The sequence below is a fragment of the uncultured Paraglaciecola sp. genome, from assembly GCF_937123705.1.
Classification (GTDB): domain Bacteria; phylum Pseudomonadota; class Gammaproteobacteria; order Enterobacterales; family Alteromonadaceae; genus Paraglaciecola.
Genome location: NZ_CAKZKO010000225.1, coordinates 1 through 4,572 on the forward strand (window position 1 = coordinate 1; position 4,572 = coordinate 4,572).

At 41.8% G+C, this 4,572-nt stretch carries 3 protein-coding genes; all 3 read left to right on the top strand.

The window, feature by feature from the left end; genetic code table 11:
• Positions 1-159: 159 nt before the first annotated feature.
• On the top strand, positions 160-1,725 hold the full coding sequence (locus Q0688_RS27440; RefSeq protein WP_299085311.1) for an alpha-1,6-glucosidase domain-containing protein: 1,566 nt from the start codon (positions 160-162) through the stop codon (positions 1,723-1,725).
• 150 nt (positions 1,726-1,875) lie between these two features.
• Positions 1,876-3,822, top strand: a complete 1,947-nt coding sequence (locus tag Q0688_RS27445) for an alpha-amylase family protein (RefSeq protein ID WP_299085313.1) — start codon at positions 1,876-1,878, stop codon at positions 3,820-3,822.
• The coding region (locus Q0688_RS27450; protein WP_299085316.1) for an alpha/beta hydrolase-fold protein at positions 3,819-4,572 on the top strand (754 nt) is incomplete at its 3' end. The genes Q0688_RS27445 and Q0688_RS27450, both read left to right, overlap by 4 nt.

Below are 4,572 nucleotides of genomic sequence, written 5' to 3' on the forward strand. Positions count from 1 at the left end.
AATTGATGGGAGTCAGTTTCTGTTCAGTGAACAAACTTTTAAAATCTTCAAAGAAGTTCTAAAGTTGTTCTTCTTTATTCTCTGCAAGATAAAAATGGCAATACTAAACTCGGCAGTGCCTATTCGGCTAAACCTGCGTACGGCAAAGATCCTGCTGATGTGATCAATTATGTATCCAAACACGATAACCAAACATTATGGGATCAGCTGCAATATGGATTATCAGCGGATATGTCGATTGATGACAGAGTCAGGGTGCAAAATATGGCCGGGACCTTACCTTTTATCAGTCAGGGTATTCCTTTCTTGCAACTTGGGGGAGATTTATTGCGTTCAAAGTCCATGGACAAAAATAGTTATGACGCCGGCGATTGGTTTAATTGGGTCGATTTTAGTTTGACCTCGAATAATTGGAATGAGGGATTGCCGCTGGCAGAAAATAATCAAGCTCAGTGGTATGCCATCGGTAATTTATTTGCAAATGACCAGACGCAAGTTAAGGGCACTCATATAGCGTTTTCTGCGGCGGTATTTAAAGAATTTTTAGCCATTCGTCAATCAAGTAAATTGTTTAGATTGACCAATGCACAGGACGTTATAGAGCGTTTAGGTTTTCATAATACCGGTTTAGGTCAAACTCAAGGTTTGATTGTGATGAGTATTGATGATGGCACTGACTTAGCAGATTTGGATCCGATGCTTGATGCGCTGGTGGTTGTGGTTAATGGCACATCTGTCGAACAATCTCATACCATTCTTACAGCCAGCAATTTTGAACTGCATAACGCACAACAGACCTCGGCTGACTCTGTGGTACAAACAGCAAGTTTTGTCGAAGGAGCTAATAGTGGAACCTTTACTGTGCCTGCTCTGACTACCGCAGTGTTTATAAAACCTCAAAACGGTGAGCAGGGTCCAGGTTTAGCCGCAGATGTGACTCTTAGTCAACCAGATGTTGCACCTTATGGCGACACTACAATTTACCTTCGTGGCTCGATGAATAACTTTGGTGATAATGGACTGACCGAATCCGATAGTTTTTCTTATGTTGGAAACGGCGTGTATAGCCTAAATTATGAATTAACCGCAGGCACTTATACCCTAAAAATTGCAAACGACGATTATTCGCTGGTCAATCTTGGTTTTGCCGAAGTACAATTTGGCGAAAACTCAGTGGCGGCAAGCGCTGACGCTGACGGCAATATCAGCGTTAATGTCGCAACCGAAGGCAACTACCATTTTCAGTTAGATGCTTTACAAGACACTCCAGAATTAACCATTAACAATGTATTGCCAACGGTAAATTGTGCCGCTTTAGCAGACTCAACTCAGTCTAATCCATTTAATATAAATGGTGGAGGGCAACTTTATGTGCGTGGCAGTCATTCAGCTTGGGGACCAGATGAGGCATATCGCTTGCCTTATAAAGGCAACAATATATACCAAGCAGTAGCTGAATTTTCTAGTGATTTTCAGTTTAAACTCGCCTCTGACGATGGCAGTTGGACCACTCAATTATGGGCACAAAAAGAAGACGGCAACATTTTTGCTGACAGCTTAGCGGTTGGGGTTAGTTACCCAGTTGCGTACAATGATGCAGGTGAAAACAACAACCAAACCAGCTTAACCGCTGGCACCTACAGCTTTTTGTTAACTCTAAACGAAGCTAACCCGTCAAAAAGTAATAATGTGGGTAGCTTGATTATTCAGCGATGTTCACCCTAGCCATATTTGGCTAAATAGCAACGCCAATACTTAAAAGTATTGGCGCTTTCAAAAAATGGGTTTTTTATCTGAATACGTATGTAACACTGTGTCAGTTCGACCGAGCTCAGGATATTATTTGCTTAGGATCATTCACGGATAATTGTTTGTATGTTACTGACTAAAAAAACTGAATTGTTGTTCAAGCATTTGCTAGGGTTATCTGTTCTTAGCAGTATATTGGCATGTAGCCCACTTATAGAACCCCAAAAAACTTCAAAGAGCAATACGTCTACATTGCCGCAAATTAACGCCATTTCGTCAAACTACCCGGTTGGCAAGCCTGTTGTATATCAAGTGTTCACTCGGCTGTTTGGTAATACCAACACTACCAATCAGCCTTGGGGTAGCATAGAAGAAAACGGTGTGGGTAAATTTAGCGATTTTAACGACGCCGCATTGCTCAGCATTAAAGAATTAGGTACTAGCCATATTTGGTACACAGGGGTTCCACATCATGATGTGATCACCGACTATTCTGCCTATGGCATTAACCATGATGATCCCGATGTTGTAAAGGGGCGTGCGGGTTCGCCTTATGCAGTAAAAGATTATTATTCGGTCAATCCAGACTTGGCCCAAGAACCAGCAAATCGAATAGCCGAGTTTGAAGCACTTATTGCCCGTACCCACAAACATGGCATGCAAGTGATTATTGATATTGTGCCTAACCATGTAGCGCGTAATTACCAGTCCTTAGGTAAACCACAAGGCATTAAAAATTTTGGTGAGTTAGATAATACCAATTTTGAATATGCCAGAAACAACAATTTTTATTACGTAGTAGCGGAAGACTTTAAAGTGCCTGAGCCCACTAATGGCTATCAACCTTTAGGTGGTGAATCCCACCCATTAGCCGACGGAAAATTTAACGAATCACCCGCTAAATGGACAGGTAATGGTTCACGTAAAGCGCAGCCTGATGCTAATGATTGGTACGAAACGGTCAAAGTAAACTATGGCGTAAAGCCAGATGGTAGTTATGATTTTGCCACCTTGCCGCAATCTTATCGAGACCAAGATGTGTATGCTCATGCGGCATTTTGGGCAGACAAAGACGTGCCCGATTCATGGAAAAAGTTTAGAGATATTACCCATTACTGGTTAGACAAAGGGGTAGATGGCTTTCGTTATGATATGGCCGAAATGGTACCCGTTGAGTTTTGGAGTTATTTAAACTCATCAATTAAAATTAAAAATCCACAGGCCTTTTTATTGGCAGAAGTGTATAACCCAAGTTTGTATCGCGATTATATTCAGCTTGGCAAAATGGATTATCTGTACGACAAAGTGGAATTTTATGATGAATTAAAAGCCATCATGCAAGGCAAACAATCAGCAGAGGTTTTACACCAAATCCAAGCTAAGCATCAAGATATTGAACAGCACTTATTACACTTTTTAGAAAACCACGACGAACAGCGCATTGCTAGCCCAGACTTTGCAGGAAAAGTGGGCGGGGCAGAGATGGGTAAGCCCGCTTTGGTGGTGTCTGCGTTAATTAGCCGTTCACCTACCTTATTATATTTTGGCCAAGAGTTGGGTGAAGATGGCAGTGAAGACCTAGGTTTTGGCGACCCAACTCGCACCAGCATATTTGATTATGGCAGTGTGCCGACAATAGTACGTTGGAATAATCAGGGGATGTTTGATGGCGGCCTACTCACTAAAGCAGAACAGCAGTTGCAACAGTATTACCGTAATGTGATGCAGATCTCCGCCACTCACCCCGCGGTATCGGGGCAATATATGCCGATTATGCCTGCTGCCAAACTTAACAAGGCTATTGCGCAGCAAGACTTAAATAAAGTGCTGGCCTTTGTTCGTTATCAAGGAGACAAACGCTTTTTAGTGGTTAGCCATTTTTCTCATACTAAGCCAATAAGTGTCGCGCTGAATTTTGATGCGCAGCAAATCAGTGTTTTAGGATTAGATAAAGGCACACATCAAGGTTTAGATTTGTTAACAGGGCAAAGTGTCAATGTCGATGTGCAAGCAGCTAATGGTGAAGTTTTGCTAAATTTGGCACCAATGCAGTCAATGGTGATTGAATTATGAAAATAAAATCTCAGTTTTTATTTGGGTTACTTAGCATAGCGTTGTTTGCCTGTAGCGAGCCAGAGCGCTCGCCAACGGCTAGTCCCAACGTTTCCATTTTACCGTACGAATTTGTTATGGATGGTTTAAAGAGGCAGCGTACAATACGATTGTATTTACCACTTTCTTATCAAGCATCAGACAAGTCCTATGCGGTTATTTATATGCACGACGGTCAAAATTTATTTGATGATTCAACATCCTATGTTGGTGAGTGGGGCGTAGACGAAACCTTAAATCAACTTGCAAAAACCCATGATTTTGAGGCCATAGTTGTAGGCATTGATAATGGTGGTGAATTTCGCATGAACGAATTATCACCTTGGGAAAATAAACGATTTGGCGAAGCCCAAGGTAAACAATATATGAACTTTATTGTTGAAGTAGTAAAGCCCTATATCGACAGTCACTATCGCACCAAAGCAGTTAAACAACATACTGCCATAGTGGGGAGCTCAATGGGCGGCTTGATTTCTCACTATGCATTGCATGCTTACCCAGAGGTATTTAGTAAAGCCGGAATTTTTTCACCTTCTTATTGGTACTCACAAGATGTGTTTAGTTTTACTAAGCAACATAAAGCCCAGCTTGATGCCCGAATGTATGTGATGTACGGCGACAAAGAAGGTGATGGCATAATAGCCGACACCGATAAAATGCAGCGCCAGCTTAAACAACAAGGTCACCCCAGACAAAACCTGTTGTTTAAGC

Coding starts and splice junctions, on each gene's coding strand:
- Q0688_RS27445 (WP_299085313.1), top strand. CDS start 1,876: ATGTTACTGACTAAAAAAACTGAATTGTTGTTCAAGCATTTGCTAGGG.